We start from the raw sequence: 24,723 nt of genomic DNA on the forward strand, positions 1-24,723 counted from the left end.
GCCCGTCCACCGGGACCGGTCCACATGCCCGGGGAGTCGGCCGGGCCATCAGCGGAGGACCAGTTCACGCGTCCGGGCCTGCCCTTCTCCACGACCACCAGAGCCGGTTGCTGGATTCGCCTCACGCTTCACCCCCTTCGCGTCGAGCCCGGGCGGGTCACGGGTGAGCGCTCGCTCGTTCCGATCGCTCTCCCGCTCGGACGGTCCGTCCTGCCAGCGCCCCCGCTCGGTCCGCTCCTGCTCGGTCGGTTCGCCCTGCCAGCGCTCCTGCTCGTCGGCATGCTCCTCGCCCACCGCCGGCCGCCGCCAGCGCCAGGCCAAGTCACTCGATTCGGCGTAGGGATCGAGCCACTCGACCTCCACCGCCGCCCGCGGGAAGCGCCCCAGCAACTCCTCCCAGGCCGCCTCGCGGCGCTCGCGGGCGAGCCACAGGCTCCCCTGTCGAGCGACCAGGGCCGGCTCGGGCAGCTCCAGCGACAACGCTTCGATCCCCACCGGCGCGGCGCCGGTATCGGCCAGCGCCAGCCCCGCCAGCAGCGCTATCTCGCGCCTGGCGCGGAGCGGTTTCTTGGCGAAGCGGGTGGCGCGCATCTGCACCCCGGTCACCTCGGCAGACAGAGTGAGGCGACCGGAGGCGCGTCCCGCCAGGGCCTCCTCGAGCGCTCCGGCCAGCCTCTCCACTGCCGCCTCCAGCGGGCCGGGCTCGAAGACCGGCTCCTCGAAGCGGATCTGCCGCTTGAGGGCACGGGGCGGCTGCGCGAGCGGCAGGCGTTCGCGCCGGGGACCGTGGAGGTAGGGCCCCAGGAGGCGAGCCTCCCCGCCAAGGAACGCCCGCAACTGCCCGGGGCGCCAGCTCGCCAGTTCGCCGGCGCTGGTGAGCCCCAGCCAGCCGAGCCGCTGCAGCGAGTAGCCGCTCAACCCAACCCCCTTGAGGAAGCGGAGCGGCAGTTTGGCCAGGAAGTGCGTCTCGCTCCCCTCGGGCAGCACCCGGCAACTACCGGCACGGGCGCTGAGGGCAGCCAGTTCGGCGATCTCACAGGTCGTGGCGTGTCCCACCCGGACCCGGTACGACTCGGCCACCATCCGCGCCTCGGCGGCGGAGACTCTGAGGAGCAGGCGGCCACGGCGGGAGCCGTCGAGGAACGGGCTAAGGCCGTGCAGCTCGTTGAGCACGCTCTCCCAGGCGGCCTGCAGCTCCGCCTCGCTCACCTCGACCACCCGCAGCGCCTGGCAGCGCAGCCGGGCTCCCGAGAGAGCCATGCCCGGCACGACCCCCTCACGCCTCGCTTCTGGGGTCGCGTGGATCACCCGGTTCTGCTCGCTCGTCACCAGCGGAAGGCCTCGCAGTTCGGGGCTGTTCCGCTGCGCCCACCACAACTCGAGCGGCTCGAGCACCAGGGCTGCGATCATCGGTTCCCTCCAGGGCGGTGGGGGCGCGCCCTGGCTCCGTGCTAGGCTGAATGGAGCCAGGACTACCTTTCGAACGGTGGCTTGGACCTCGGACACATCTTTGCTTGGCGGCGGGATGTGTCCTTCTCTTTCATCGGTCCTCTCGCATTCGAGCCGCTAGGCACGGCCCGTCATCGGTCGGAGTGGCGCTCTACCCACCACCTCCCTCGCTCAGCAACTGCTCGACCACCTCTCCCCGGAGCAGCGACCGGAAGACCCCGTCGATGTGCAGGTCGCGGGGGTCGACCTCGAGGGTCGGATAGTCGGGGTTGTGGGGCCTCAGCAGGTAGCGGCGCGGCGAACCGCTCCAGTCGAGGTACTTGAGGGTGGTCTCGTCGCTCCCCACCCTCACGGCACAGATCTCGCCGGAGCGCTGCGGCTGGCCGCTCTGCAGCACGACCACGTCCCCCTCCTGGATCCTCTCGGCCATCGAGTTCCCCCGCACCCGCAAGGCGAATCCCCCCTCCAGGCCACGCAGGGAGAGGTGTCCCTCGGGCTCGGGGTAGGCGCCCGCCGGCAGGCCGGCGGCGATCTCGCCGAAGAGCGGGATGCCACCGGGTCGGCGGCGCAGGGAGAGCTTGGGACTGCGGCCGGGGCCGCGGCTCTCCAGGCTCAGGTGGCCCTTGCGGGCCAACGCTTCGAGGTGACCACGCAGGGTGGGATAGCTGATGTCGAAGGCACGGGCGACCTCCGCCGGATCGGGCAGCTCCCCCTGCTCGTCGAGCCGACGCTCGAGGAAGGCCAGTATCTGGAGCTGCTTGTGGGGCGGTCGCGCCATCTCCTCCTCCTTACCCTACATATTATAGGGTAACGATCAGGATAGGCCCGGGTTCGCCGAGTTGTCAAGCGGGCGGAGGCCCCGCCCCGAACAGTGCAACAGGCCTCAGGCGCACATCATCAGAAGGTTGCCGTCGCAGTCGCGGAAGTTGAACCAGTGACCGTTCTGGATGACTTCCCCGTCGTACTCCACGACCTCCACACCGTGACGCCGCATGTGGGCGAGAGCGGCGTCGATATCGTCGGTGGCGAGCATGAAGAGGGGGTAGCGGCCACGCTGGATGTCGGCCGGTCCATCGGGGGTCAACTTCTGATCGAGGATGAGGCTGGGGCCGCGCTCCAGCTCGATGATGCAGAGGTGCCCGAAGACCACCTCCCCGACCGGCAGGCCGAGCACATCGCGGTACCACTCACGGCTGAGGTTCACGTCGAGGACGGGAACGAAAACGTTGGCGACTTCGTGCTTCACAGGCGCTTCGCTGAGAGTAGTGGCATCTGTCACGAGCGGCAGGCTAACCCGGGAACTAGCCCGCGGCAACCGAAGGGCGATTTTTTTCGGCCCGAGGGACAACGGCGCACCGGTCATCGGCCCCCCGGCGATAATCGAACTGACGAACCCGAAGGGAGTGAGATGGCGATTCAGACCTCTTTGACACGGCTCCTGGGCCTCGAGCATCCCATCATCCAGGCGCCTATGGCAGGAGGAGCTACCACCGTGGACCTGGTTGCCGCGGTGTGCCGGGCCGGCGCCCTCGGTTCGTTCGGGGCGGCCTACGACCCCCCGGAGAGGATCGTCGAGCACGCATCCCGGTTGAGGGAAAGAACCGGCAAGCCGTTCGCGATCAACCTGTTCGCCCCCCTCCCGGAACCGGCTGCGGGCGACCCGAGCGCAATGATCGCCCTCGTCTCGGCCTACCACGAGGAGCTGGGACTGCCGCCGCCGGCCGTCCCGAAGTGGGCGCCCGATACGTTCGAGGAGAAGCTCGAAGCGGTCTTGGAGGTGGCCCCAGCGGTCCTCAGCTTCACCTTCGGGACGATACCGCCCAGCGCCATGGAGGCGCTGCACGAACGAGGCATCCTCGTGATGGGCACCGCGACTACCGTGGACGAGGCGCTCACACTCGAGCAACTCGGAGTGGACGCCGTCGTCGCCCAGGGGAGCGAGGCGGGAGGGCACCGGGGCACCTTCGGCGGGCCGTTCGAGAGCGGTCTGGTAGGGACGATGGCCCTGGTGCCGGCGATGGCCGACGCCCTCGGCATACCGGTGGTTGCCTCGGGCGGGATCATGGATGGTCGCGGCGTCGCGGCGGCCCTCGCCCTGGGTGCGCAGTCCGTGCAGATGGGAACGGCTTTCCTGACATGCCACGAAGCCGGCGTGCCGGAGGCCCACAAGGAGGCGATCCTCACCGCGCGGGAAGATTCGACCCGCGTAACTCGAGCCTTCTCCGGACGGCCGGCGCGGGGAGTGCGCAACCGTTTCATGGATGAGATCGAGGCGGCCGCGGAACCCCTGCCCTTCCCGCTGCAGAACTCGCTCACCCGCGGCATGCGCAAGGCCGCGGCGAGAGCCGGACGAGGAGACCTGATCTCGCTCTGGTCGGGCCAGGGGGTGCGGCTTGGCCGGCGGACAGGGGCGGCCGAACTGGTGGCGGCGGTCGCCGCAGAGCTCGAGGCGACCATCTCACGCTTGGGTAGCGGTACCGACCCGGGGGTGGCGCAGGCCCTCAGGTCACCGGCCGTCGACGAGTAGGCGCCGCTCCATGGGCCTATCCCCTATGCGCAAAAGCAGCTGAGGCTCGTACGCCTGGCCTTGCGCGCCGGGCTGCGGTGGGGGTACAGTTCGTTTCCCATGCGAATACTCGTATCCAATGATGACGGTGTCTTCAGCCCCGGCATCGCAGCTCTGGCCCGCATCGCCGCCGACTTCGGCGAGGTTCGGATCGTGGCTCCCGACGTCGAGCAGTCGGGCATGGGACACGCGATCACGATCAAGAGACCCCTCCACTATCACTCGGCCCCCATCAACGGCATCGAGGCCTACCGGGTCGACGGCACGCCAGCCGACTGCGTAGCCCTGGGAGCCCACCATTGGGATGAAGTCGACCTGGTCTTGAGCGGCATAAACCTGGGGTTGAACATCGGCCACAACGTGTGGCACTCCGGCACGGTGGCGGCCGCGAAGCAGGCCGCGTTCCTGCAGATCCCGGCCATAGCCTTCAGCGCCCCCTACAGCGACGAGCCACCCGACTACGACGACTATGCGCCCTACATCCGCAAGATCATCAAGATGTTCCTGCAGACTCCGAACCTGCCCTTGCTCAACGTCAACTTCCCCGAACGGCCCGACGGCACGATCATCTGGACGAGGCAGTCGGTGCGCCATTACGAGGGCGTGGTGCTGGCAGGGCAAGACCCGATGGGCAGGAATCACTACTGGTTCGCCGAGAAGGCTCGAGAAGGCGTCGAGGAGGGCACCGATCGCTGGGCAATAGAGCAGGGGCACGTCTCACTGACGCCCCTGAGGCTCGACCTGACCGACATGAGCAGCCTCGAACGGGCCCGCGAGATCGAACCGGTCGCCGTAGCCGACTGACCGACCCGACCCTTACCCGCCGGTCCGATGCGACGGGCCCTACCGTTGCGGTAGGCTGTCGGCAGACGCTAACCGACTACCGTCGTGGGCGCCCGGGCAGCGGGAAGGGTGAGAATGCAGCCTCGAGCCGAAGAGATCCACCGCGTACTCACGGCGTTCGTCGAACGTCGCGGGCCGCCCGAAGCGGACGCTTCGCGCCGGAGGTCGTTCTCGCTCACGGTGCAGGGCTCGGCGCCCATGGAGGCTCGCATCCGCGACCTGCGCGGCTCTTGCGCGATGATCGACATCGGTTCCTCGATCTTCACGCTTGCCTACGAGGACATCCTCGGCCTCGATCCGCTGCCGGCCGCCGAAGGGGGCTTGCGGATAACGGTCAAGCCCGGTTGCTTCGCGTCCCACGTCGCGGCTCGGTTGCACCGTTCGGCCAGGCGCCCGTGGAACAGCCAAGATCACGCACGACCGCTGGCCTCGCCTCAGGCCGTGACGGCCGGGGACCCGCTCGATCTGGACGCGCTTCTCGACACCATGGAAGAAGGCGGGGCCGCTGATAGCGACCCCACCGGAAGCGCCAGGCAGGATGTCGTTGGGAACAACGCGTCACGTGAGAGGTAGTTAGCGCAAGGGGAGCAGCCGGCTGCCGAACGGCAGGTCGAACTCGTCTCACCCGACGAGAAGGATACCAGCCGATCAGCCCCAGAAGCTGAGAAGAACGGAGAAGTAAGCGATCGTACGATCAGCGTCCCCGAGCCGAGAACTGTGGTAATCCTGGCAACCGGTCAGCCTCGTGCGAGCTTCACGGCCCGCAGGAGTTCGGCCAGTTCATCGCCGTCGACGCTGAGCCCGGCGCAGTTCTCCAGGTAGTCCTCGAGGATCAGGTCCCCGGCGGCGTCTAGCGCGCTCCTGATCCCCGCCAGCAGGGTGAGCGTGTCCTGACACGAGCGCTCTTCTCCTACCATCCGCTGCAATCCCCGCACCTGTCCCTCGAGACGCCGGAGTCGATTGATGATGCGGCTCTTGCGGCTGCGTACCGGTGCGCTCACGTTCTCTTCGGTGGCTGGCATCTGGCCTCCTCGGCCGCCTTGCGGCTACACGCGACGATATCCTGGCGGGGTATAGGCCGGCAACAGCCCGGGTCACCCGGCCCTGATCCGCTCGAGCACCCGCTTCATGTGGGGCCGGAGGCCAACCACCTCCACTTCCAGCCCGTGCCGCTCCGCCTCGCTGAGGAGCGAGTCGAGAACGAGCGAGCCCGAGAGATCGATACGGCCCAGCGCAGTAGCGTCGACCTTGAGTCGCTCCACCCCTTGGGCTGGCGGCAAGAGCTCGAGCTGCGCCTCCTCCAGCAGGTGAGTCGAACCGAACCAGAGGACCCCGGAGAGTCTCAGCACGAGCTCCTCTCCCTCCTCACGCACGACGATCCCCAGGTCCATCTCCCGGTACAGGTGAGCGGCTATCGCAAGGCCGATGCCTATCACCACCGCCACATCGATCCGCGGGGCGAGGGCGAGGGTGAGGAGGAAGGTCAGATAGGCGGTCAGCGCCTGGAGGCGGGCGTAGGTCCAGAGGCGCAGCAGCGAGGGCAGGCTGACCAGCTTGGCCACCGCACTGATGACGACCCCGGCGAGCACCGCCTCGGGGAGGTCGGCGAGCAAGCCTACGAACGGCAGTACCGCGAGCACAGAGATGCCGGTGATCATGCCGCTCCAGCGCGTGACCGCGCCGGCGGCGTGGTTGAGGGCCGATCGCGAGAAGGAGCCGCCAACCGGGAAGGCGCCCAGCACCCCGGAGACAAGGTTGGCGGCGCCCTGGCTCACCAGCTCCCGGTCGGGGTCCCACGACCTGCGTCCGGCATAGTGCCGGGCTATCGCCGCAGGCTCGGCGAAGCCGACGACGGCTATCACCAGCGCGCCGAGGATCAGGTGCGGAAGGTCCTGCCAGGGCAGCACCAGGTCCAACTGCAGCAGCAAGCCGCCGATCTCACCAACCGTGGGCCCCTCGTAGCCGACCAGCTTGCTCACGATGACGCCTACTACGACGGTCGCCAGGACCCCCGGAAGCAGAGGCGATATCCGCAGGGCGACCTGAATGACCAGGATCGTGGCGAGCGTGAACGTAACGGCCCACGGGTCCCAGCGGCCAGGGTGTCCGATCGTCTCGATGAAGCCGAAGGTGGGGTTCGGCACGCTGGTGCTGGTGCCCACGGCGGCCGGAAGTTGCGAGAGGATGATGAGGAGCGCGGCGGCAGAACTGAACCCCTGCATCACCGGCTGCGACATGAAGTAGGCGACCGCTCCGAAACGGCCCAGGCCGAGGATGGTTCGGATCAAGCCGACGGTCAGGGCGAGCAGGGCAGCCGCCGCGGCATACTCGGCGCTGCCCAGCGGGTAGAGGGGAGACAGTATGCCGAAGGTGAGGAGGGCGATCATCGCCGTGGGCCCCGTCTGCAGGTAGGGGCTCGAGGCCAGCGGAGCAGCCACCACCAGAGGCAGACTGGCCGCGATCAGCCCGACGACGGCGTCGACACCCGCGAGCTCGGCGTAAGCGAGCGCCTGGGGAACCAGCACGAGAGCTACGCTCGTACCTGCCAGCAGGTCACGCAGCCAGACCCGCCGGATCCGCTCCTTCATGCCTGGCAGGGAGTTCGCGGGCAGGAGGCGTCAGACACGACGCCGATATAGTACAGCGGTTCCGCGGATTCGCGTCGCACCCTTGCCGGAGTGCGATTTCCGACGCGAAACCTTTCACCTCGCGTGCGTCGATGTTCCCTTAGCATTCGCCCGTGATCCGGCAAAGCCCCCACATCCGAGCGCAGGAGTTGCGGCGCACCCTCTCCCAACTGATATTCGCCTGGGGATCGGTCGTCAGCGCCGCCATCTACGCGCTGCTCACCCTGCTGGGCCGCGAGCCCTTCATCGACGATCACCTCACGGCTACGGCCGTCACCATGCTGGGCTGCTACCTGCTGGCGAGGCTGTCCCTCGACGTCTGGCGTCAGCGGGCCGAGCTTACGCTCCGCCGACGCCGCGGCGAGGAGTAGACGGCAGAGGTTCTGCGCGGCCGAGGAACGGTGCTCAGCCGCGGATCTCCCTACCGCCAGGAACGGCAGGCAGCGCGTATCTCCAGCCGCGAGGAACGGTAGACAGCCGACAGACGGTATCTCCGGCGCAGGTCCACAATGGGCGCTCCGGAGGTTACCCTTGTCACTCATCGACATCCTGATCCCCACCATCGACAGGCCGCAGGAGTTGGCCGTGACCCTCGCCGGGGTCGCATCCCAGACTCACAGGGAACTCAGGGTGATCGTCGCCGACCAGAGCGCTACCCCAGCCTATTCGAGCGCGGCTATCGCAACCTTGCGACGGCTCATCGAAGCGCGAGGCGGGAAGGTCGACTGGCATCACCGGAAGCCGTGTCACGGCATCGCCGAGCAGCGCTCCTTCCTCCTCGAACGGGCGACCGCCCCGAAGGTGCTGCTCCTCGACGACGACGTCTTCATGGAGCCGTGGGTGTTGACCGAACTCGAGCGCGTCCTCGACGAGGAGGGGATCGGTTTCGTCGGAGCCTTCCCGGCGGGACTCTCCTTCGTCGACGACGTGAGGCCCAACGAGCAGCGAGTGGAGTTCTGGGAGGGTCCCGTCAGACCCGAGGTGGTGGAACCGGACTCGGCACAGTGGCAGAGGGCCAGGCTGCACGCCGCCGCCAACATCTATCACGCCGCGGAACGGCTGGCGCCGGGCACGGTCCGCCGCTACAAGGTGGCCTGGGTGGGCGCCTGTGCCCTCTACGACAGGCAGAAGCTCGAGGAGGTGGGCGGCTTCTCGTTCTGGAGCGAGCTCCCTGCCGACCACGCAGGCGAGGAGGTGTTGGTACAGAACCTCCTGCTGCGCCGTTGGGGCGGCTGCGCGATCATGCCCTCGGGCACCTATCACGCCGAGGCCCCTACCACCATCGGGGCGTCCGGGCGAACTCCACAGGCGAATGCGCTCACGCTGTTGCCAACCATGCTCGAGCGGCTCGGCCTGCCCCGCGTTCCGGCCGAGAACCCGAGGTAGGACGTGCTAAGGTCGTTCTGACCCGGAGGAAGTCCGATGAGCGAGCCCCCAATTCCTGCAGAGACAGGCGGTTTCGAACCTAGTTCGGCTGTTGACAGCCCCCTCAAACGTGCGGTGAGCGTGTCGATCGGCTCGAGCAAGCGGGATGTCGCCGTCGAAGTCGAACTGCTCGGGCGGAGAGTGCGGATCGAGCGAACAGGGACCGACGGCGATCTGACCAGGGCAGCCGAACTCATCCGCGAACTCGACGGCAAGGTGGACGCTGTCGGCCTGGGCGGCCTCGATCATTTCGTGATGGCAGCGGGGAGACGCTACTACTTGCGTGATGGTGCTCGTCTGGCTCGAGTGGCGAAGCGAACACCGGTGGTGTGCGGAGCCGGCCTCAAGGACACCCTCGAACGGGTCACGGTGGAGAAGCTCGATCAACTGATCGGTTGGAAGGATCGCAAGGTGCTGATGGTGTCGGCAGTCGACCGCTTCGGCATGGCGGAGGCGCTCGCTCAGCACCAGGCGCAGGTGCTCTACGGGGATCTTATCTTCGCTCTCGGCCTACCTTTGCCCATCTACGACCTCAGGCGCCTGGAGCTGGTAGCCAGGCTGCTGCTGCCGGTAGTGGCCAAGCTGCCCATCAGCTGGATCTACCCGACGGGAAGCAAGCAGGAGTCAGGGAAGGCCGGTAATCGAGCGAAGTACTTCGAATGGGCCCAGGTGATAGCGGGCGACTACCACTACATCAAGCGTTACGCACCGGAGCGCCTGGACGGGAAGATCATCCTCACCAACACCACGACCGCCTCCGACGTGGAAGAGTTGCGTTCGCGGGGCGTTTCACTGCTCATCACCACCACGCCCCGTTTCGAGGGCCGGTCGCTGGCCACCAACCTGCTCGAGGCGACACTGATCGCTGTGGTCGGGCGTCACCCTCTGGAACCGGACGAGTACCGGGCGATCATAGACGAGGCCGGACTCGAGCCGCAGATCGAGCGGCTCAACGACGAGCGCCCCTGAACACAGGGCCGCGCGGCAGTACCCTGACTTCGATGAACGACGGGAGTCCTGTTCGGGCCGAGAGCAGTGACAGCGGTACCGCGGGGACCGACAGCCTGCAGGAACCGACCAGACGGGAACGAGCTCGGCGGTTGGTACTCTCCTGTGGCTGGAACTCGACCGCCTACCAGATCCTCAATCCCGGCATCGATCTGTGGTTCGGTGATGACGACTACGCGGTGGTGGGGTTCGTCAGCAGATGGGGCGTGAGGGTGGCAGCCGGCGCTCCTGTCTGCGCCCCGGAGCTGGTCGCGGCGGCGGTGGCGGAGTTCGAGGCGGACGCCGCGAGTGAAGGCGAGCGCGTCTGCTGGTTCGGCGCCGAGCCGCGACTGGAGGAGCTTCTCGGTGGTGAACGAGCGATGGTGAAGCTTGGCGCCCAACCGGTATGGAACCCGCAGGAGTGGCAGGCGCGGGTGCACGGCCGCTCCTCCATCAGGGCCCAACTCAACCGCGCTCGCAACAAGGGCGTCTCGGTCAGCGAGTGGAGCCCACGGCGGGCGAGCGGGAACTCCGAGCTGCGCTCCTGCCTCCGCGAGTGGCTCGAACGCCGCGGATTGCCGCCGCTGCACTTCCTCATCGAAAGCGACACCCTCGACAGGCTCGAGGACCGGCGGCTCTTCGTCGCGGAACGAGCCGGCGACGTCCTGGGCTTCGTGGTGGCCTCACCCGTCCCGGCTAGGGACGGGTGGCTCATCGAACAGGTGGTAAGACGGCCGACTGCCGTCAACGGTACCGCCGAACTGATGATCGACACGGCGGTGCGTGAGCTCGCCGAAAGCGGCTCGAGCTACCTGACGCTGGGCCTGGCGCCCTTGGCTTCGATCGGGCCCAACCGGGGCCGCGAATCGTGGTGGCTACGCTTGCTGCTCGCCTGGGCCCGAGCTCATGGCCGGCGCTTCTACAACTTCCGCGGTCTCGAGTTCTTCAAGAGCAAGTTCCGGCCCCCTCGCTGGGACCCGATCTACGTCATCGACAGCGGCTCCCGGGTATCGCCGCGAACCATCTATGCGGTGGCGGCCGCCTTCAGCGAGGGTCCCCCTCTGCTGATGCTGGCAAGGGCGTTGGCGGGCGCCCTTTTCGAAGAGCTTCTGGCTGCCGCTCCCGGCAAGAGGTGAAACTGCTCCCCCGGGGACGCCGGGCGCTAGCGCCCCCGCTTGACGAGATAGACGTCCTCGCGGATCGGCGCGACCGAGCCGTCGGAGTTCCTCGAGACCTCGGCCAGGGCTTTCTGGACCGCAGCGATCGGCAAGTGGAGCTCTTCGGCGACCGCATATGCGCGCACGATCGCCGGCGTCGAGGGGTTCTGCAGATAGCTGGCGATGCGGCCCGTTACGTCGCCTTCGGCTTGCGCGCCTCCGACCAGTACCGGCTCTCGCTCCTCCGCGAGCTGGGGTTCCGGGGCCGGGGCCCGCCCCTGCCCTGACGCCGGCGCTGGCCGCTTCTGGGCCTCGCGTCCCCTGACGCCTCCCACGTCCCTATCGGAGCGGTTCGACTCGCTGCGGTTTCTGGGCTGTTCATCCTCCGCCTCCTGCCTGGGCGCCAGGGGCCGGCTGCTCTCGGGAGCGTGACGGCCAGGCCGTGCCTCCTGTCGGGGCGCCTCCCGAACCGTTCCGTAATGTTCGGGCTCGCCGCCGAAGAGCGTCTGCTGACGCATGTCGGAGCGTTCGAGCTTCTCCCGGACGCCGCCATCCGGCAGGTCGTCGGGGCGTACCACCGCGCGTTCGCTGGGCCGCAGCATCTGCCCTCTGCGCGGTACCGGGTCGTGCAGCACGTCCTGCCAGCCACCTTTCGTCTCGGGGACCGGCGGCGCCAGATAGGCGGCCGGCTCCTGAGCCTCGAGGCGCACCCGTGACTGCTCGCCCCTATCGTCGCCCCTCTTCTCGCGCATCCCGTCGCCCCGAGGTTCCCGCCCCAACTGCGGCGTCTCGAGCCGCACCCTCTCGCGAACGTAGCCGCCCTCAGCGCCCTGCTGTCCGGACTGACTCCAGTTCGCGGCCGACCCTCTGGCCACCGGCTCGCTCCGCGCTACCGCCTCCTGCGCGTCGCCCCGCTCCTGGCGGCGTTCGCGCTTGATGGGGGTGAGTTGGAGGCCGCCGGCTACGGCGATCGTCACCGCATCGTTCGGCTGCAGGTCGTGCTCTTCGAAGAAGGGACCCAGGCCCTCGAGTTCACGGGGCGGGACGAAGGTGACCGTGAGCTTGCGACCCAGCGCCACGTCGTTCGCTTCGATCTCGCCGGCCGGGAAGGCGTCATAAAAGCGACGAGGCAGGTTGAGCGTGCCTCGTCTGATGTCGATCCGGGTGAGGTCCACCTTCAGCGGCCGGGACTCTGCCCCCTCGCCGAGTGGCCCCAACTTGCTCACGTCACTCACCGGCACCTCCCGGTAGTACCCCCATCCTCATCCTCCGATCGACAGTGTGCTGTCCTTCGGATAATACAACATCCGTTCGATGAGGTGCATTAATGCACAATCCCTGGTACCCGGGAGGTGACGGTCGTCCTTTCGGCCGGTCAGTTCACCTGTCTACTCCACCCGGCACTGGAGGGTTAGCTGGACCGGCACCCCTTCGGCTGTAGTCGCAGAGACCTCGACGCTGCGCTGCTCCCCCTGGCTGCCGAAGCGGGCCGTGCCCGATCCGTCTCCCACCTCTTCCGAGGTGTCGAGGTAGTAGCTGTCGTCCGCAGTGGAGATCGAGACGTAGAAGCCGCCTTCGTCCGGTCGCCGGACGTCGTAGAGGTACACCTCCACGCCGGTGATGCGGGCGCCGTCGTACTCGAGCGGGTAGTAGCTGTACTGGAAGTCGTGGCTCTCGGCCAGCGCCTCCGAGCAGTAGGCCTCCTCGCTGCTGGGCAGGAGTTCGAAGCTCTGCCCGTCGAGGGTGAGGCTGAGCGGGCCGGCCGGAGCCGCCGCTTCCTCCTCGGCCCTCTCCAGCTCCTCGACCGAGGCGCCGGCCCTCAGAACGGTGTGACATTCGATCGTCGCTTCCAAGGGAGTGCCGTCGGCGGTGACCGCGGAGATGTGGACGGTCCCGCTGTTGCCCCGGTCGTCCACCGTGACGGTACCCCTGCCCTCTTCCGCGGAGCGGGTGTTGACCTCGTACCTCGTCTCCTGTGGGGTGAACAACGGGCCGAAAGAGATCGTGGTCAGGAACTCTGCGGTGCCTTGAGCGGCAGCCCTGGTGTCGACGATCAGCTGCAACGAGGAGAAGACGTCGGCATCGGTGGTGTCGATGCTGTACTGGTTTCCCCAGAGCCCTTCACCGGCGAAGCCGTAGGTGCAGGTGACGTCCCGGGAAGCCGTCTCGTAGCGACCCTGGTGGGGACCGGACCCGACCTCCAGAGTGATCGTCGTGGCCTGGGCCAGGGCCTGCCCGGATGCGGCTAGGACGAGAACGGCAGCGACGACTATTAAGCTCGTTCGACGAGTCATTGACCTTCCTTCCGGGACCCACCGGGGTCCCCGCGCGGGCATGGACGTGAGATCGCCCAGTGCAGCGACTCGGAGGGTATTCGCCGCAGCGTGACCGGTGCGTTACGGAGGGGGCAAGGTCAGGTCGAAGTCGGAACCGTCGCAACTCCGGCCGAGGCAGCTGTTCTCAGCAGTTCTCGGTTCACCGGGTTCGCGCTCAGGAAGCTGCTGCGGTCCGACTTCGCAGTCAGTCCAGCGCCCGCCCTCTCCACCCACTCCAGGCCGGCGCGAAGCTGGTCGTCGGCCCCCTCGGCTCCGGCGGCCGCCAGGATGCGGTAACGCGTCAAGAGGAGCTCGGGCAGGTAGAAATCCACCGGATCGTACTCGTCCAGCAGAGCGACCGCGGCATCGGCCTGCGCCAGCGCCTCATCGGTTCGGCCGAGGGCGAGCAGCGCCTGGGCGCAACGGGTGCGGGCGGCGATGAGCAGACCACCCAGTTCGTGTTCGCTGGCCAGCTCAACGGCTTCGAGTGCGGCGGCCAGCGACTCCTCGGGCGGCAGGGCGAGCGCCTGGAGCAGCAGCAGGTTGCCCCGTTTGAGGGGCCTGCCGCTCGTTCGCAGCAACTCCTCGGCCTCGGCAAGGAGGGGCGTCGGGTCGCCTCCCCGATACTGTTCGAGCATGGCCCGCACCTGGAGTATCGCGCTGCGGACCTGGTCCGGGACCTCCCCGGCCCGGCCCGCTCGGTTCAGCTCCTCCTCCGCATCGTCGAAGCGGCCGAGGAGGGTGAGCGTGACCGCGAGATGCCGCCTAACCGGTGTGACCAGCCAGGTATTGAGCTTCTCGGCGGCAGCGACCGCGCGCTGGAGGCAGTCGAGCGAGCTCTGCAGTTGGCCGAGGTCACGATGCGCCGTGCCGGCCGAAACGAGCGCGTGGACCTCGTACTCCTCGGCGCCGTGTACCTCCTCGAGCAGCAACAGCATCCGCTCGGCGGTCTCGAGCGAGGTTCGAGCCAATCCCAGCTCGGCCTGGCTCACCGCCAGATTGCCCATCACCTGGACCTGGCCCAGGCGGCCCGAGTGCCTGGCGCGCAGGGCAGCCGAACGTTCGTGATACTCGATCGCATCCCGGTGGCGATCGAGGTGGTCGAGTATCACCCCCATGTTCGCCAGCGTCTCGGAGAGCGGGATAGGGTCCTCACACCGCTCGCCCAGCTCGATCGCCTCCGCGAGGATCTTGAGCGTCTCCTCGATCCGATCCTGGAGCCAGAGGGCACCCACCACGTTATTGAGTAGACCCACCTGCAATCCCGGGTCGCCCGCGGCGACGGCGTGCCGGTACCCTTCCCGGGCGGCAGCCTCGCTCTCCCTTGCGCGAGCCACCATCTGGAGGAATATCGAACGGGTCTGCCACGCCTCGGCAAGCTGCGCCGGAGTGCGAGCGAGGCGGAAGAGGGAACGTTCCAGCTCTTCGTGACCGGACCCGTACTCGCGCTTCAGGAGTATCTCAACGGTGGCCGACAGCGTCGCGAAAGCCGCTGAGATCTCCCCGTTCCGCTCCAGCAGGCCCGCCGCCTGGAGGTAGAGGTTGGCGGCGTCGTCCAGCCTGTAGGCCGCTGCGGCCGAGTCTCCCGCCTCCTTGAGGAAGGGGGCGGCGCGCAGTTCGTCGCCGGCAGCGAGGTAGTGGCGGGCGACTACTCCCGGTGGTACCGGTATCTTCTCGAGGTAGGCGGCGGCGCGCTGGTGGAGCAGTCGGCGAGCCGCGGCAGGTATCCCCTCCAACACCGCCTGGCGTATGAGGTCGTGGTTGAACCCCTCTTCGCCGATGAGTTGCGCGCTCTCGAGCTCGGTCAGCGGCTCGGCCAGCTCGAGGGGCACGCTGTCGAGTATGGTCGCGGCGGCTTCGAGGTCGAAGGCCTCCTCCAGTACGGCGGCCACGCGGGCGAGCCGGAGGGCAGCCGGGGAGAGCCGGTCGAGCCGACGCGAGAGCAGAGCACCGAGCTGCCGGGAAGGGGGAAGACGTTCCGGGAAGGGGAGGTCGAGGCTTCCGGTTTCCGCGAGGCTCTTGAGCGTTTCGACCACGAACAGCGGGTTGCCGCCGGTGTACCTGGCCAGCCCCGAGGCGATATCCCCGGTAGGCACGGAGAGGGAGTCGATCAGCCGACCGATCGCGTCGACATCGAGCGGCAGCGGATCAACCGCAACCGCCCACTCGCCCGAGAGCATCTCCTCGACCCAGACGGCCCGCTTCGCCTCCAGTTCCCCGGCCCGGTAGCCGAGCAGCCAGCGGAGCCCGGCAGGGCCACTGCCGCCGTCGGGCAGCAGGTAGGCGATCGCTTCCAGCGAGGCGTCGTCGGCGTAGTGCAGGTCGTCGACGACGAGGGCGGTTCGACCTTCGGATCGAGCGAGCCCGAGCGCTTCACGCACCGCCTCGAGAAGCCGGGTCTTGTGCGCAGTCGTGGCATCGGGAGCCTCGTCTCGGGCGAGCTCAGGCACCAGGCGAGCGAGTTCGGCACGCGCCCAGTCGGGAAGATCCTGCCCACCGGCGCCGCTGAAGAGTTCCCCGAGCCCGCGCGAGAAGAGGGCGTAGGGGATGCTCCTGTCGCCGGGCCTGGCGGCGAATCGCAGGAAGGGTCCCTGTTCGGCGACGAACTCGAGCATGAGTCGCGTCTTCCCCATGCCCGCCGCTCCCCGAACGACGATCACCTTGCCCGCCTTCCAGGCCGATTCCATCGCCGTCCACTCCCGCTCGCGGCCAACGAGGAAGGGTGGCCGCTCGAGGGCGATGGGCAGCTCGGCTCGTTGTTCGCGTTCGGGAAGCGAACTCGCCTGCCGTTCTATCTCCCGGGCGAGGGCGACGGTCTCGGGCAACGGCTCGAGTCCCAGCTCCCGTTGGAGCGCTTCCCGGCTGCGGCGGAAGGCGCGCAGCGCAGCCGATCGGTCACCGCTCAGGTAGTGGAGTCGCATCAGCTTCCGGCACGACTCCTCGGAGAGCGGATCGATCTCCAGCAGCCGCTCGGCCAGCCGCACGGCGTTCTGGAGATCCCCCTGCTCCTCGTGGCGGCGGATCTCCTCCTCGAGCAACTGGTGACGGAGGAGCGCGAGGCGTTCGCGCTGAGCGATCAACCACTCGAGCAGTTCGGGGCAGTCGTCGTAGTCATGCCCGTCCAAGAGCTCCCCCATGAGAGCAGCTCGGTCCAGAGCACCGTCCGTCACGGCCCTCGCCTGTAGTCGGAGCACGTCGACGGAGACTTCCGGATCGAGCCGGAGCTGGTCGGAGGTGTCGAGGAGGTCTGCGCCGCAGGCCGTTCTCAGGCGCCGGAGGAGTTGCCTGAGGTTGCCACGGGCACGCTCCTCGCCCGATTCGGGCCAGAGCATGCCGGCCAGTCGCGAGCGACCGGTGGGCCCCTCCAGAGCCAGGTACGCCAGAAGGGCGGCCGTCTTTCGCTCGGGCGCGACGCGTTTCCCCGGTCCCAGGAGAGAGGTCTCCCCGAGGACCCGCAGTTGCCACGACATCTGCGCAGATTATAGGGCAGGGCACGATTCGCTGCGAGACCTCCTCGAAGGGCTCAGACTGGGCGCCCCTGGTCGGGGCGCCGGGTGTAGCGGTCCGGCGGTGGGGCCGGGGGTCGGGGGGCCGGGTGTCGGGGCGCCGGTACTCGGCGCCCCAGCCGGATCGATCCTCACTCCGTCACGCGCCGTACGTTCAGAAGCGCAAGGTGAGTTCCTGCAGCGCCTTCACCATCGCCGCTTCGGCAGCGTCGGCCATCAGCGGGCCATAGGTCGGATCTTCGTACGAGATCTGTCCGGCCAGCGGCACTCCGGTAACGCTGAAGTTCGGGTTGCGCACGCTGGCGCTGGCGTCGATGGAGGCGACTATCTCGCCCGTGATCACGTCCGTAGCCCGCATGTCGACTGCGACGTCGGCCGTTACGAATCCGCCTCCGAAGCCGGCGATGCCGCCGCTGGGCCGGCTCAGGGTGGAGCGGGTGAGCACGCCGGTTATCAGGTAGCCGGCGCCCGAGGCCCGGGCCAGCTCGGCGGGATCGGTGGACTCGAGCCCTTGGCCGGCGATGAGGGCCTGCAACTGCGATTCTTCGATCACCCGATAGCAGCCGGAGTTCACCATGAGGTTGACGAGGCGGGCACGGGCGGCCTCCTCGACACCGAGCACATTGGTCCCGCCGTATCCGCCGCCCACCTTCTCGAACTCGGCGATCATCACCGTCTCGGGGGTGTCGTCGTAGCAGGTGACCTGGGCGGCGGCGGTACTGGCCGGAGCCGAGGTGGTGGGGGCGCAGGCGGCCACCAGGAGCAAGAGGCCCAGGACGGCTGTCGTTAGTTGCTTCTTCATGCTTGTCTTCCCTTCCCTATCGCGATGCTTGCCCGAATCCCAGGAACGGGCCCACCTGGCGTGGCGTCACGCGGCGGTAACGGTCTCGGTCGCCCGCCGGGACCATCTCGGGCGAAGGTCGCACTACCCCGAGCGAACCGAAGAGCCGACCGCCTCACGACCCATCCCCGCCCAGGGTCAGCACCCGTTCGTCGTCGCCGCGCACTCGCACGTCTTCTATCACCGTTTCTCCGGCGATGCTGATCGAGTAGAGACCGGGCGGTACCGATACGCCGGCGCCGCCCACGGTCCCCACCGCCACGACCGTGCCATCGGGCGCGAGCACTTCAAACGCCGGCTGGAGCGCGTCTCGAAGGGCCGAGGCCAGTGCCGCTTCGTCGCTCGTGTCGAAGAAGCGGCCGCCTCCGAGTCGAGCCCACTGAGCGAAGGCGGCCTTCGCCTCGTCCGAGGCGACGTCGAACGAGATGATGTGGAGCTGGACCGAGAAGCCCGAGTCGCGCAGGGCCGTTACGGCGGCCTCGACATCGCCTCCACACGATTCCTCGCCGTCGGTCAGGAGGATCACCGTTGCGCCGTCGCCGCGATCGCCCAGGTCGTGGGGGACCTCTAGCAGCGAATCCGCGAGGGGGGTTCCCGAGAGTAGTTGAGGCTGGGCCGCGGCAACGACCCGCTGAACCTGGGCAGAGTCGAGCGGACCCAGCGGCAGATCGAGGCGGGTATCGCAGCTGTTGGGGCGGATGTGACCGAACATCCGCAGGGCGAACGGCGTTCCAGCGGGCAAGGTGTGGGCCACCAGGTCGTCGAGGACCTTCTTGGCGACCGCAACCCGGCTCGGACCGGAGGGCAGCGGCCGGCTCATCGATCCGGAGAGGTCGAGGATTATCTCGACCGGGGGATTGCCGGCCGTCCCCTCGGCGCGCACGACGCTGAGCAGCCCCGGCCCGGGCGGCTCGCGGTACTCGGTATCCGTGAGCAGGCTGTAGCGGGCGGGCCGCCTCAGATGGCAAGTCGCCCTATCGAACCCGGCCTCGAAGTCGCCCACGCCCCGGGCGTAGTCGTAGTAACCGCCGGCCACGTCGGCCCAAGACTGCATGAGGTCCTGAGTGTAGGTGGAGCCGGCCGAACTGGTCTCGAAGGTGAAGATGCGCGGCCGCACCCGCTCCAGCTCCGTCCATAGCCTGGCATTGAGGTCGAGGCCGGGGCTCTCTGCGTCGGTCATGAACATGATCGCCCGGGTTCCCTCCCGCTCACCCAGTGCAAGAGTGGAGGCGAGGAGGCTGGCCTCGGCGTTGCTCGAGCCGGCCGAGCGGTCGTAGTCGTTGAGCGCGCTCATCAGCTCGAGCGGGTCGCCGCTCCAATCGGGCAGCAGGAAGACACCCCGGGGGTCCTCCTCGAAGGCCAGCAGTTGAGCGACCTCACGCCCGGGCTGGACGTCCTGTACGAAACCCGCCACGGTCTGGTAGATGATGTCGAGATACGGTCCCATCGAGCCGCTGTTGTCCCAGGCGAAGACCACCGATCGGGGCGGTTCTTCGAGCCGTAGGTAGTAGTCGCCCGGCTGCACGAAGGCGGTCAGCGTCTTCTGGGCAGAGGATCCCGATTCGTCGAACAGTACGGGCTTGCCGCCGTCGTCCAGCAGGTCGTACTCGACGCCCAGTACCGGCTCGCCGGAGAGCGTCAGTTCGAAGCTGTTCTCGCCCTCCGGGACGCTTATGCGGTACCAGTCGACGTCCTCCCCGATCACTACCTGGCCTTCGACCGACTCCCCGTCCACGAGCAGCTGAGCAGTTTCAACGGTGTCGTTGTCGTCGTTCTCGCTCAGCGCCACCTGAGCCGACTGTCCCTGCTGGGCCTCGAAGACCGCGGTCTTCTGGGACTGACCCCACTCACCGAGGATGGTGCGGTAGTCGCCGCTCGTGGGGGCCTCGAATACCTTGACGGCAGCGGGTAGGGAGTAGCCGGTCTTCTCCGGCAACCCGCGGGCGCTTATGCGCACGAAGCGAACCCAGGGCGCGCCTTCCAGTTCGAATCGGGACTGCCGCGCGACGTCCCAGGTTCCCAGGACCGTCCACGGTCCTACCGGACTGTCGAGGCTGATCGCCACCTCGACACTCTCCAGTGGCGGCCCACCCACGGTCTTGGGGGGAACCCACTCGAGCGCTGCAACCCTGGCGGCACGGTCGTTGTGGAAACCGATAGCCCACTCGATGGCGGTCTCGCCCTCGTCCAGGTAGGCTCCCCAACCGCCCGAGGTCTCGCTGAAGACATCCGGCCCCGGATGCCGGTCGGGCTTCGTCCAAACCAGGTAACCGCCGTTCGCGGGGGCGGCGAGGTCTGCTCCGAGGCCGCCGAAGAAACCTTCCGCCTCGGCCGCCACCGCCTTGAACTCGCCCAGTGTGATCCTGCCGCGGTAGCCGCTCTGGTTCGACAGGGCGACGAGGCGGAGGTAACTGGTGGTCACCGGGCTGTCGAAGAGAAGGGCCTGCTCGACCGGCTCGGGTCTCAGTCGGCCCTCGAGGATGGTATCGAACCGTTCGCCGTCATCCGACGCCTGCACTTCGAACTCGTCCAGCCACTCCTGCGGCCTGCCATGCGAGTACGGGTTCAGTAGAAGCCCTGCGATGGGCAGGGCCGGCTGAGCAAGGCGGAAGGTCACCGAGTTGCCTACGACTCCCTGCCAGCCGGTCGATGGCGCGACCATGCCGTCGATCAAGGCGAGCGCGGCTCCGCTACCGGCGGGGTCGGCGATGGTTCCACCGAGACCGGCAGCCGCCAGGTCGAGTCCGCCCAACAGTTCAGCGGGCACGGGCCACACCGCGGTGGGCCTGAGGGGAGGCGCTCCGCACACTGCGGTGAATTCGAGCGTGCCGGTGGGCCCATCGGCCCGGAAGTAGAGATCAGCCCCCTCGTCTTCGGTCCCGTTGGCACCGGACGGCCGAGCCTGAACCGTGATCCTGGTGCTGATGTCGGCCCGGGCGTCGGGCAGTACCTCGACCGTCAGCGGTACCCTCCTGGTCTCCCCCGGCTCCAGGAGCAGCCTCGTCTGGGCCAGCCGGGGGCGCCACTCGTAGTGAGAGCTGGCCGTGCGCAACTCGACCTGTCTGGGAGTCGGACCGTCGTTCTCCACGGTCACGACCCCTTCTATGATCTGCCCCTCGTGCCAGTAGGCCGAGAGGGGGACGTCGTCGGCTTCCACCGTTACGCCTAGCTGAACCGGCGCGGGCGCCGAGAGGCCGAAAGCAACCGGGTCGAAGGCCAGGCGGTACGGCTGCTCGCCGTAGACCTGCAGCCTCAGGTCACTCGCGGCGGGCAGTTCGACCGTCGGGTCCGATTCGCCGTTCACGCGCGCGACCTGCTCGTAGCGCTCTCCCTCTACCCGGTAGAAGGTCAGCTGGGGCGACCCTTCCGTCTCCATCGTGACGGTTGACGGCTCCTTCAGCGGCGGTAGCCTGTACCAGTCCTCGTTGTCGTTTCTGCTCAGTTCACCTTCGATGGAGCCAGTTGCCGGCATCGGCCCGGCCTGGTACTCCTCGTCGTTGGGTTCGACATCTGCCGGCAGCGCCAACGGATCGAGCGTCACGTAGCCGATGCGATAGTCACCGGTCTGGTCGTAGCTCGGCTGCACCCGCAGGTAGTGGTCGCCGGGCAGGAGCAACGCCTGGTAGACGGTCGGCTCACCGGGCGGGAGGTCCTGCCGGGTCGAATAGAGATCGTCGAGGTAGATGTTGAGGCCGGTGCCTTCGTTCGGCTCCACCTCGATGCGGACGTACTCGCGCGCGTAGAGGGTGAACCGGTAGTAGTCACTGTCGCCGGCGTCGAGGGTTCCGCTCCTGACCGCCCCCCTGGGGAGCGCTAGCGCTCTCGTCGTGTCGTCGTTGAACTCGCGTTCCGCATCCTCCCCGGGCTCAGCCAGAGGGATCGCCCTCAGCGAGTAGTCGGAGTCGGCGCCTCGCACCGCGAGATAGTGGCGGCCGGGCAGCAGGAACAGGTTGGTCATCGAGACCTCGCCGTTGGTCGCCGAGCGTTGCAGCACCGACCTGCCCGATCCGTCGAGGTAGTCGAGCATCGAAAGGCCACTCCCTGCCGCCTCGAATCGCCACAGTCGAGGAGCTCCGGTTACCTGGAAGGAGTAGTAGTCGTACTCGTCACCCAGCCAGCGTCCGCTCGCCTCACCGTCACGCATCGGGGAGGCCTGGGCAAGAGTGTCGTTCGGCTCGGCCTCGTCCGCTTCCGGGGCGGCGAGACCGAGCTCGAGCCTGAACCGTGTCGCCTCGCTTCCGTCCTGGCGCAGATGTACCGAGTGTCCTCCCGTGCCGGTGCCAACCAGATCGACCAGCATGACCTCGCCTGTTCCTCGTCGGCACTGGAGCCGCGCCCCATCGGCGCCGAGCAGGCACAGCTCTAGCTCCCCTTCCGCCTCCAGAAACGCTCCAATCGACGCATGAGACCCATCCGTCGGCAGAGTTATCGGAAGGAGCAGGACTTTCGAGGGCGCTAGCTCGCCCACCACGCATGCCGGAGCAGCGATCGGGCTGTTCTGCTCACCGCCGGAGGCGACGGTGGCACAGCTCTGGGACTGGGCGATCGCCGAGGAGCATGCGAGCGCGCCGAGCGCGCCGATGCCCAGCAGCAGAGCCACCAGCCATCTCGCGATCTGGCGCGCGCGTGGAACGCCCAAGGCGCGGGCGCTCGCCGTCCCGGCCCTCCCCGAGCCGCTTGGTTCGGCGCTACTTCTTGTCATCGCCGTAGAGGTTGTCCGCGAGGTCGTCCCCTATCGAAGCTACGAGCGAGATGATGTCGCCCGCCATCCCGATCCCCTTCGAATTGCTGATGAATCCCGCCGTCCTCAGGCCCAGGCCCGCGGCACAGACAAGGAGTCGCGCGCTGGTCCTCACGGCTGTGCTACTGCGGGCTTTGAGACCCGCGCTTATGAAGCAGTAGGTGGAGATGGCGACCTTCACGAGTGGTTCGGCCTGCTCGACCATGCCCTGGCCCCATCCGTTGGCACCGATGCCGAGGGTGGCCCCGTTTAGCGGGTCGATAGTCCACCAGCCCTCCTCGGGGGCTTGCCCTGCGACCGAGATGGGGGATAGCGGAGCTACGACGACCGCACCCGCCTCCACCGACTCCCGTATCCGGGCGATCGAGTCGGGGGAGAGCTTCAGCTCTTGCCAACCTGGGTCCGTGGGGGACCGCAACGCGATCCAGTCCACACCCTGCTCCCGACCTGCTTCGAGGAGCAGCGCCGTGTTGACGACCCCGGCCTCGGCACTCGGGTGCGCGGCTGCTTCGATGTTCGTGAGCATCACTCCGCGTCTGAGCCTGTCGTCGGCGTCGGCGCTTGCGCTCCCCGCATCGGAGCCGTCGGTCACCACGTCGAACGCCTCGATCTCGGTCAACTCTTCGCCGCTCAATGTGCCGAGTCGGTGGAAGGTAAAGATGCTCACCCGGTCCGAGTAGAACCCGGCGCCGCTTGCCATCTCGCGTAGCGCCAGCGCGACGCCGTACGCGGGAGAGGGGAACGGGGCGGTGTCGACCGAGGCCGGGTTTCCGTCGAAGTCCCCCTCGAGGGATCCGAGCAGGACCTCCCTGTTGGCAGCAAGCGCGCTCGCCGCCAGGTGAGCGTAGAAGCTTGCCGAGGGCAGGGTGGGCGTGGCGAGGATATCGACCTCCGAGACGACGAAGGGAGGTTCTTCTCTCGCAGCGAGACGCTCCTGGATCGCGACGAAGTCGTCTCCGAGTCGCGCGGCGGCACCGATGAGATCGAAGACCTCGCGCCGGATCTTGCGCGTTCCCGCTCCGGGAACGTGCAACTCGTACTCGATGAATTCGGCGGTCAGGTAGGAGGTCTGCTCGGGTGCCGCGCCGCCCAGGGCGCCTCCGAATCCTCCGAACATACCCCCGACCGCGTTGCCGACCTGCCCGGCGGATGCGGCACTGCTGCCCGGATCGCTGTTCAGTTCGCCAGTCTTCGTGAACGACTTCTGAACTATCTCCTCGTCGCCGACTCGCAGGATCGGCAACCACTCTTCCCGCTCCACCTCGAGCGTCGCCAGGCGCTCTTCCAGCGCGGCGCCGGTGAGGGTGCTCAACTCCTGGGGGAGGCTCGGGGGCGTGTGCAGGAGTTGCACCGGCTTGCCGTAAAGCTCGGCAGGAAATATTTCATGCTCGAGCGCCACCTGCTCCTCGAGTTCGCCTTCGTTGAGGCGTTCGATGATCACGCGGATGGTCACGGTGTGCGTCATGTCGGGCAACCCGCGCAGTTGACCGACGGATTCGGGGCTGAAGCGCGTGGCGGGCTGAGCGATGATCTCTCCGACCTCGGCGTCTGGGAGAGAAGGATCCAGGTCGACGATGTTGGTCGGCATCTGGATCTCCACCCACCAGTGATCACGCAGTGACTCGATCCGCAGGGCACGTTCATCCTGTTGGCCGCTGATGAGGTCGCCAGCGAGGTCGACAAGGAATCTCGTCTGCTCGTCGGTCCTGGCAGCCAAGGTTCGCTCGATCTCGTCCCCGGCCGCTTCTTGCTCGGTGATGCGATCCCGAAGCATGTCGACATCCAGTCCATGGCCAGCCCACACTTCTTCGGCACTTACCACTTCTTCGGCACTCATGGCGGCCTGCCGCGCCTCTGCAGGATCGATGCCCTCCGGCGGCTGCGACCGGTTTTCCAGCAGGCCTTCGGCCTGTTCAGCCGTCAGAGTGCCGGTTACCAGCAAGGCGTTGTGGCCAGCTCGAATCAGGAGTTCGCGCAGGAGGAGCGCACGGTCGAGGGAGTTCCCCCGTCGGTCCATGAGGACTCCGACCGGACCACGCAGGGCCCCCTTGTAGGGCACCAGATAGGTATTGTCGCGAACCCATGCGAACAGCGCCTCGGGCTCGGTGCCGACCTCCTCTACGATCCACTGCGGATCGAACGAGTCGCGCGGCTGTTGCGCGGCAGCGATCTCTACTGCCTCGAATAGCTGTTCCAACTCGGGGGCGTCCTGCGCGAAAGCCGTCTGCGCAAGCATCCCGAGCGTGAGAAGCGAAGTTGCCCAGAT

General features: G+C 67.8%; 18 protein-coding genes. 7 read left to right on the forward strand and 11 right to left on the reverse strand.

Annotated elements, in window-relative coordinates; translation table 11 throughout:
* Window positions 1-48: 48 nt before the first annotated feature.
* From VF168_14155 to VF168_14165, 3 genes are all read right to left on the reverse strand, one after another.
* Entirely contained in the window at window positions 49-1,410 is a 1,362-nt protein-coding gene (locus tag VF168_14155) for a hypothetical protein (GenBank protein HEX7005323.1), read from the reverse strand.
* Window positions 1,411-1,600: 190 nt separating this feature from the next.
* The gene (locus VF168_14160; GenBank protein HEX7005324.1) at window positions 1,601-2,227 is read right to left on the reverse strand and encodes a S24 family peptidase; all 627 of its coding nucleotides are present in this window, start codon (window positions 2,225-2,227) and stop codon (window positions 1,601-1,603) included.
* Window positions 2,228-2,332: 105 nt separating this feature from the next.
* Window positions 2,333-2,728: a VOC family protein gene (locus VF168_14165; protein HEX7005325.1), complete on the reverse strand. Its 396-nt coding sequence runs from the start codon at window positions 2,726-2,728 to the stop codon at window positions 2,333-2,335.
* Between the two features lie 129 nt (window positions 2,729-2,857).
* Between VF168_14165 and VF168_14170 the strand changes: the two genes are divergently transcribed.
* The 3 genes from VF168_14170 to VF168_14180 all read left to right on the forward strand — a co-directional run bounded on the left by VF168_14170 (window position 2,858) and on the right by VF168_14180 (window position 5,431).
* Window positions 2,858-3,976 carry a nitronate monooxygenase gene (locus VF168_14170; protein ID HEX7005326.1) on the forward strand — a complete coding sequence of 373 codons (1,119 nt, stop codon included), beginning with the start codon at window positions 2,858-2,860 and terminating at the stop codon, window positions 3,974-3,976.
* 99 nt (window positions 3,977-4,075) lie between these two features.
* Window positions 4,076-4,819, forward strand: coding sequence for a 5'/3'-nucleotidase SurE (surE, locus tag VF168_14175; protein HEX7005327.1), 744 nt, complete (start codon window positions 4,076-4,078; stop codon window positions 4,817-4,819).
* Between the two features lie 114 nt (window positions 4,820-4,933).
* Window positions 4,934-5,431 carry a hypothetical protein gene (locus tag VF168_14180; protein ID HEX7005328.1) on the forward strand — a complete coding sequence of 166 codons (498 nt, stop codon included), beginning with the start codon at window positions 4,934-4,936 and terminating at the stop codon, window positions 5,429-5,431.
* Window positions 5,432-5,595: 164 nt separating this feature from the next.
* Here the strand turns inward: VF168_14180 and VF168_14185 are convergent, their stop codons facing one another.
* The gene (locus tag VF168_14185; protein ID HEX7005329.1) at window positions 5,596-5,880 is read right to left on the reverse strand and encodes a metal-sensitive transcriptional regulator; all 285 of its coding nucleotides are present in this window, start codon (window positions 5,878-5,880) and stop codon (window positions 5,596-5,598) included.
* 72 nt (window positions 5,881-5,952) lie between these two features.
* Entirely contained in the window at window positions 5,953-7,446 is a 1,494-nt protein-coding gene (locus tag VF168_14190; GenBank protein HEX7005330.1) for a SulP family inorganic anion transporter, read from the reverse strand.
* Between the two features lie 152 nt (window positions 7,447-7,598).
* Here VF168_14190 and VF168_14195 point away from each other — a divergent pair, with 152 nt between their 5' ends.
* From VF168_14195 to VF168_14210, 4 genes are all read left to right on the forward strand, one after another.
* Window positions 7,599-7,856 carry a hypothetical protein gene (locus tag VF168_14195; protein ID HEX7005331.1) on the forward strand — a complete coding sequence of 86 codons (258 nt, stop codon included), beginning with the start codon at window positions 7,599-7,601 and terminating at the stop codon, window positions 7,854-7,856.
* A gap of 160 nt (window positions 7,857-8,016) precedes the next feature.
* Window positions 8,017-8,871, forward strand: a complete 855-nt coding sequence (locus tag VF168_14200) for a glycosyltransferase family A protein (GenBank protein HEX7005332.1) — start codon at window positions 8,017-8,019, stop codon at window positions 8,869-8,871.
* A gap of 36 nt (window positions 8,872-8,907) precedes the next feature.
* Complete coding sequence (locus VF168_14205) at window positions 8,908-9,879, forward strand: quinate 5-dehydrogenase (protein ID HEX7005333.1); 972 nt, start codon at window positions 8,908-8,910, stop codon at window positions 9,877-9,879.
* Between the two features lie 32 nt (window positions 9,880-9,911).
* The gene (locus VF168_14210; protein HEX7005334.1) at window positions 9,912-11,033 is read left to right on the forward strand and encodes a DUF2156 domain-containing protein; all 1,122 of its coding nucleotides are present in this window, start codon (window positions 9,912-9,914) and stop codon (window positions 11,031-11,033) included.
* A 26-nt stretch (window positions 11,034-11,059) separates the two neighbouring features.
* On the opposite strand, the gene VF168_14215 is transcribed toward VF168_14210, so the two are convergent.
* The 6 genes from VF168_14215 to VF168_14240 all read right to left on the reverse strand — a co-directional run bounded on the left by VF168_14215 (window position 11,060) and on the right by VF168_14240 (window position 24,654).
* Window positions 11,060-12,289 (reverse strand): hypothetical protein, encoded by a 1,230-nt coding sequence (locus VF168_14215; GenBank protein HEX7005335.1) that lies wholly within the window; start codon window positions 12,287-12,289, stop codon window positions 11,060-11,062.
* 153 nt (window positions 12,290-12,442) lie between these two features.
* On the reverse strand, window positions 12,443-13,348 hold the full coding sequence (locus VF168_14220) for a hypothetical protein (GenBank protein HEX7005336.1): 906 nt from the start codon (window positions 13,346-13,348) through the stop codon (window positions 12,443-12,445).
* A 119-nt stretch (window positions 13,349-13,467) separates the two neighbouring features.
* The gene (locus tag VF168_14225; GenBank protein ID HEX7005337.1) at window positions 13,468-16,839 is read right to left on the reverse strand and encodes an AAA family ATPase; all 3,372 of its coding nucleotides are present in this window, start codon (window positions 16,837-16,839) and stop codon (window positions 13,468-13,470) included.
* Between the two features lie 190 nt (window positions 16,840-17,029).
* Entirely contained in the window at window positions 17,030-17,677 is a 648-nt protein-coding gene (locus VF168_14230) for a CsgG/HfaB family protein (protein HEX7005338.1), read from the reverse strand.
* Window positions 17,678-17,831: 154 nt separating this feature from the next.
* On the reverse strand, window positions 17,832-22,418 hold the full coding sequence (locus tag VF168_14235; protein ID HEX7005339.1) for a discoidin domain-containing protein: 4,587 nt from the start codon (window positions 22,416-22,418) through the stop codon (window positions 17,832-17,834).
* Window positions 22,405-24,654, reverse strand: coding sequence for a hypothetical protein (locus tag VF168_14240; protein ID HEX7005340.1), 2,250 nt, complete (start codon window positions 24,652-24,654; stop codon window positions 22,405-22,407). Before VF168_14240 ends, VF168_14235 begins: the two co-directional genes overlap by 14 nt.
* Window positions 24,655-24,723 lie beyond the last annotated feature (69 nt).

The sequence above is a fragment of the Trueperaceae bacterium genome (assembly GCA_036381595.1).
Classification (GTDB): Bacteria; Deinococcota; Deinococci; order Deinococcales; family Trueperaceae; genus DASVCN01.